Here is a 4,430-nt window from a genome sequence, read left to right as displayed (position 1 = left end):
GGTCCTTGAGCTGATACACGGCCGCGGGCTTCGCCGTGCTGGCCACGGCCGGAGCGATCGCGCTGCCGGAATATTTCTGGTCGAGATGGCTGTAGGTCACGTCGGCGGAGAAAGTCAGTCCCTTCACCGGCGTCCAGCGCGTGATCAGGCCGACCTGGCCGAGATTGAAGTCGGGGTTGCAGGTCGAGCCGGCCGTCAGCATTCCGGTCGCGGCGATGCCGGCGCAGATGAGGGCCGCTCCGGTCTGGCCATAGCGCACCTGGGCATAGGCGCCATACAGCGCCGTATTCCAGCGCGGGTCCCAATTATGAGTGAAGGCGCCGCGCATGCCCCAGGTCTGCACGGTCGACAGGCCGGTGCCGGTGCCGAACACCGCGTCGGCAACACCCGCGAAGCCGATGCTCTGATAGGCGCCGGCCACATTGGTGCCGCCGTACATCGAATAGGTGGTGCTGGCGAGGCTCTGGAAGTTGTAGCGGCTGGCGCCATCGGTGTAGACCGCTTGCAGGTTCACGACGTCGCCCGGACCGGTCGGGATGTTCCTGATCGCCAGCGACACCTGCGCGGCCCAGCCCCATTTGTCGGACGGATGTCCCGAGGTCTCGGTCGCCCCGTAGTAGCCGGCGTGATTGTCATGCGCGGCGAACGACGCCTGGAACAGTCCCCATGCCTGGTCGACGCGCACCATGCCGATGATATCGGGTGAGACCACGCCGCCGAAGGCGCTCGAGCCGTAATTGCCGCCGAGCACGCCGGCCGCGGTGATCCCGGATGTATTCCAGATGTTGGTGGTGAAGAACTGCGTCTGGTCCTCCAGCGATACGGCGGCGCTGATGCCCTGGCCGAAATCCGCGGTGTAGGTGAACTGGTTGACGCCGTTGTTGGAGCCGCTGCCGCCGACAAGACCGTCGAAATTATTGCCGGGATAGTTGGTCCAGGGGGCGTCGAAGGTCGATACCGCCTTGCCCATGGTGAAGCCCGCGAACTGAATGAAGGCATAGTAGACGCCGACGGTGCCGCCCGAGATGGCGTCGCCGGTGTAGGACGTCGTGCCGGTGGCGGCGCCGGCGCCCGCGTAGGAGCCCGAGGTCCAGTTGAACACCGCATCGAAATAGGTGCGGACCACGCCGTATTCGGTGGCGGTGCGCGTATCGATGTTCACGTCCTGGCGGGCACGCGTCTGATACCGGTTGCTGAGACGGTTGTCCCCGCCGGCTACGCCGCCATAGGCGCCGCCATAATTGCTGTTGGTCCACAGCGCGGTTTCCGCACGAAGATAACCACCGAGCTTGATGCAGGTGTCGGTGCCCGGCATGTAGTAGAAGCCCGTGCCGTAGAGCGAGCACACCTTCACATATTCGACCGCTTTGGCCTTCAGCGGAAGGTCTGCGGCCTGAGCCGATGCGACGGACAGCATCGCTGCTCCCGTACCGAGAAGCAGGCCCCTCAACATCATCATTTTATGTTCTCCCCGTTTGGAACGGCGGCCGACGCGTCCCTGCGTGCCGCCTCTGGCGAAGGCCAGAACTCGCTTCCACACCCACCCGCTCTGTGTCCGAGCCGAGCGGCCGGGACTTCGGAACGAGTGACGATGTGCGCACGAGCCGGTTTCGAGCTCGTCGTTCCGCTCTCGTTTTGCGGGTGTGTGGCGCGGCCTCGTGAGCACGCCGTCGGTTTGCACCTGGTTCGGCCCGATCACGCCACCGTTCTGACGCCGGCGCGTCCATTTGTTAATGGTGTCAATCGTGAATAGGTTAGGTGGAATTCCCGAACAATCCGGCCAACGCTGCGCAAGCTCACGGCTTTGCTTCGCGCGCTGCGCACCAGGCGGCGACGATCGAAATCATAGTTCTGATCTGACGTCAGCTTCGGTTGGATTCGATCTGCAGCGACGATCGATGTGGAGGCGCGGCGATGAGCGGGCTCGCACCATACGCGGTCACGGACGGAATCAGGTCTGGCGTACCAGCGCTGCGCCATCGCTTCACGAAATCGAGAAACACCTGAAGCGGCATCGGCGGCTGCCGTCGACTTGGATGGTAGAGGAACAAGCCGCCTGTGGCGTAGCTCCAGCCAGGCAGCAGTCGCACCAGTCGACCCTCGGCAACATGGGCCTGGATCATCGGTTCGACCAGATAGGCAACGCCGACTCCGTCGAGCGCTGCGTTCAGGGCCAGGTCGAAGTCGTTGACGATGAGCGAGCCCTCCACGGCGGCGTCGGTGCGCCGTTCACCATTGTCGAAGATCCATGGCTGCAGCGTATCGTCCGCGGGTGCGCGATGGCGGATGCAATTGTGATCCTTCAGGTCCTCCGGGAGGAGGGGCGGCGGGTTCGCCGCCAGATACTCGGGAGAGGCGACCGCCACGAAGCTGCAATCGTCGAAGACGCGGATCACCTTCATGTCCCGTTCGACGCGATGTCCGGCACGGATGCCGGCATCGAAGCGGTTGCGGACGATGTCGCTGTTCGTGTCGTCGATGGCGAGCTCGAGATTGATTCCCGGATATTCGGCGAGGAACGCGCGAATGAGCGGGCCGAGTCCCCGCAGCGCGAACACGCGCGACACCGCCAGCCGCAACGTGCCCACCGGCTTGTCGCGGAACGCATTGATGCTCTCGATCGCCTGGTCGACCCGCTCCAGGATCGGCTGGATCTCTGCCAGCAGCCGCTCGCCGGCTTCCGTCAGCGCGACGCTGCGCGTGGTGCGGTTGAACAGCCTGACGTCCAGCCGCTCCTCGAGGCTCTTGATGGTCTGACTGATGGTGGGCAGGGAGCAGCCGATATGGGCGGCGGCCCTGGTGAAGCTCAATGAGTCCGCAACGGCCGCGAACGCGGAGAGCTCAGACAGTTGAACGCGGGACATCGACTAGTCGCGCCACGTCCGGTCTTGGCTTCCAACAAGCTGAACCATCGACATCCCCCTGACACGCCGCGTCGCGCAGCTGGGACGACTCCGCCATCGTCGTTCCACATCGACACTCGACCGGCTTGACGCTCGCGAGAGCTGCGCCGGATCGTCACCCGCGCCGCAGAGCTAGGCGCCCGCTGTCCATTTCGCAAGCATCGAGGCGCGACGAGAGCGATCACAAATCCGCGCCCGATCGCACGACAGCGTTATGGGAGTTGATCAGCTGAGTTGGACCGGGAAGTTGGACAGCCTCCGCGTCCCCCGCGAAAGCGGGCCTTTGCTCGAAGGTCGTTGGACGTCAGTGCAGCACGCGCCGAAACCGGGGTGCAACAGGCGGAACTTCGCGCCCGACGCGACGTGGCGTGGTCCGGAATGGCTCGCGTCGCCGCTTCTTCAACTCGCCTTGCGCGAGCGTGCGGTGGTCCGAGCCGGCTTCTCGGCCTTCTTCGGCTCGTCCGCCTTCTTCGGCTCGTCTTTGGCCTTCTTGCCGCTGATCGGCAGCAGCATCTCGCGCTGGCCTTCGACGCGTTTCTTCGCCTTCTTCGGCTTGGCCTTGGGAGCGGGAGCCGCCGCGGAGGGGGCCTTGTCGCCCTCGCTGGCCAGGCTCCGCTTCAACGCATCCATCAGGTTGATGACGTTGCCGCTCGACTTCGGCGCCGCCTTGGCGGTGATGGTCACGCCGTTGCGCTTCTTGTTGATCAGCTCGATCAGCGCGGCCTCGTAGTGATCCTCGAAATTCTCCGGTTGGAACTCGGCCGACTTCTTCTCGACGATGTGCTTGGCGAGATCCAGCATGTCGCTGGTGATCTTCACGTCCTGGATGTCGTCGAAATACTCCTGCTCGTTGCGCACCTCGTAGGGGTAGCGCAGCAGCGTTCCCATCAGGCCCTTGTCGAGCGGCTCGAGCGCGATGATGTGCTCGCGATTGGTCAGCACCACGCGGCCGATCGCGACCTTGTCCATGCTGCGGATGGTCTCGCGGATCACGGCAAAGGCGTCATGGCCGACCTTGCCGTCGGGGACGAGATAATAGGGGCGGATCAGGTAGCGGCTGTCGATGTCGCTGCGCGGCACGAACTCGTCGATCTCGATCGTATGCGTCGATTCCAGCGCGATGTCGTCGAGCTCGTCCTTGGTGACCTCGATGTAGGTGTCGGTGTCGACCTTGTAGCCCTTGACGATGTCCTCGTTGGCGACTTCCTCGCCGGTCTCGGCATCGACCCGGCTGTATTTGATGCGGTGGCCGGTCTTGCGGTTGATCTGGTTGAAGGAGACCTTCTCGGATTCCGACGTCGCCGGGTACAGCGCGACCGGGCAGGTCACGAGCGACAGCCGCAGAAAACCCTTCCAATTGGCGCGCGGGGCCATTCCTCAACTCCACTCAACTGCAAACTGACACTTGAAAACTGCGAGCGTGCTCTCCCGGACCGCAAGGCTATCGCATAAGGCAATCGATGTTTTGCGCTCATCTCCCTCCGCGTCGTCATGGCCGGGCTTGTCCCGGCCATCCACGTCGTCTGA

The 4,430-nt window shown here is 64.0% G+C and carries 3 protein-coding genes; all 3 read right to left on the bottom strand.

From position 1 onward, the window contains the following. Positions 1–1,459 (bottom strand): porin (locus tag BRAS3809_RS28450; RefSeq protein WP_035659170.1); only part of this gene is annotated, 1,459 nt, incomplete at its 3' end. A gap of 403 nt (positions 1,460–1,862) precedes the next feature. Next, positions 1,863–2,864, bottom strand: coding sequence for a LysR family transcriptional regulator (locus tag BRAS3809_RS28445; protein WP_008965465.1), 1,002 nt, complete (start codon positions 2,862–2,864; stop codon positions 1,863–1,865). Between the two features lie 438 nt (positions 2,865–3,302). Next, a complete protein-coding gene (gene ku, locus BRAS3809_RS28440) occupies positions 3,303–4,277 on the bottom strand; it encodes a non-homologous end joining protein Ku (protein ID WP_008965464.1) in 975 nt (324 codons plus the stop codon). Between the last annotated feature and the right edge of the window lie 153 nt (positions 4,278–4,430).

Source organism: Bradyrhizobium sp. STM 3809, from assembly GCF_000239795.1.
Lineage (GTDB): Bacteria > Pseudomonadota > Alphaproteobacteria > Rhizobiales > Xanthobacteraceae > Bradyrhizobium.
Note: the sequence above shows the minus strand (reverse complement) of the source record. Positions and strands in the feature narration are given on the sequence as shown.

Coding starts and splice junctions, on each gene's coding strand:
- BRAS3809_RS28445 (WP_008965465.1), bottom strand. CDS start 2,864: ATGTCCCGCGTTCAACTGTCTGAGCTCTCCGCGTTCGCGGCCGTTGCG.
- ku (WP_008965464.1), bottom strand. CDS start 4,277: ATGGCCCCGCGCGCCAATTGGAAGGGTTTTCTGCGGCTGTCGCTCGTG.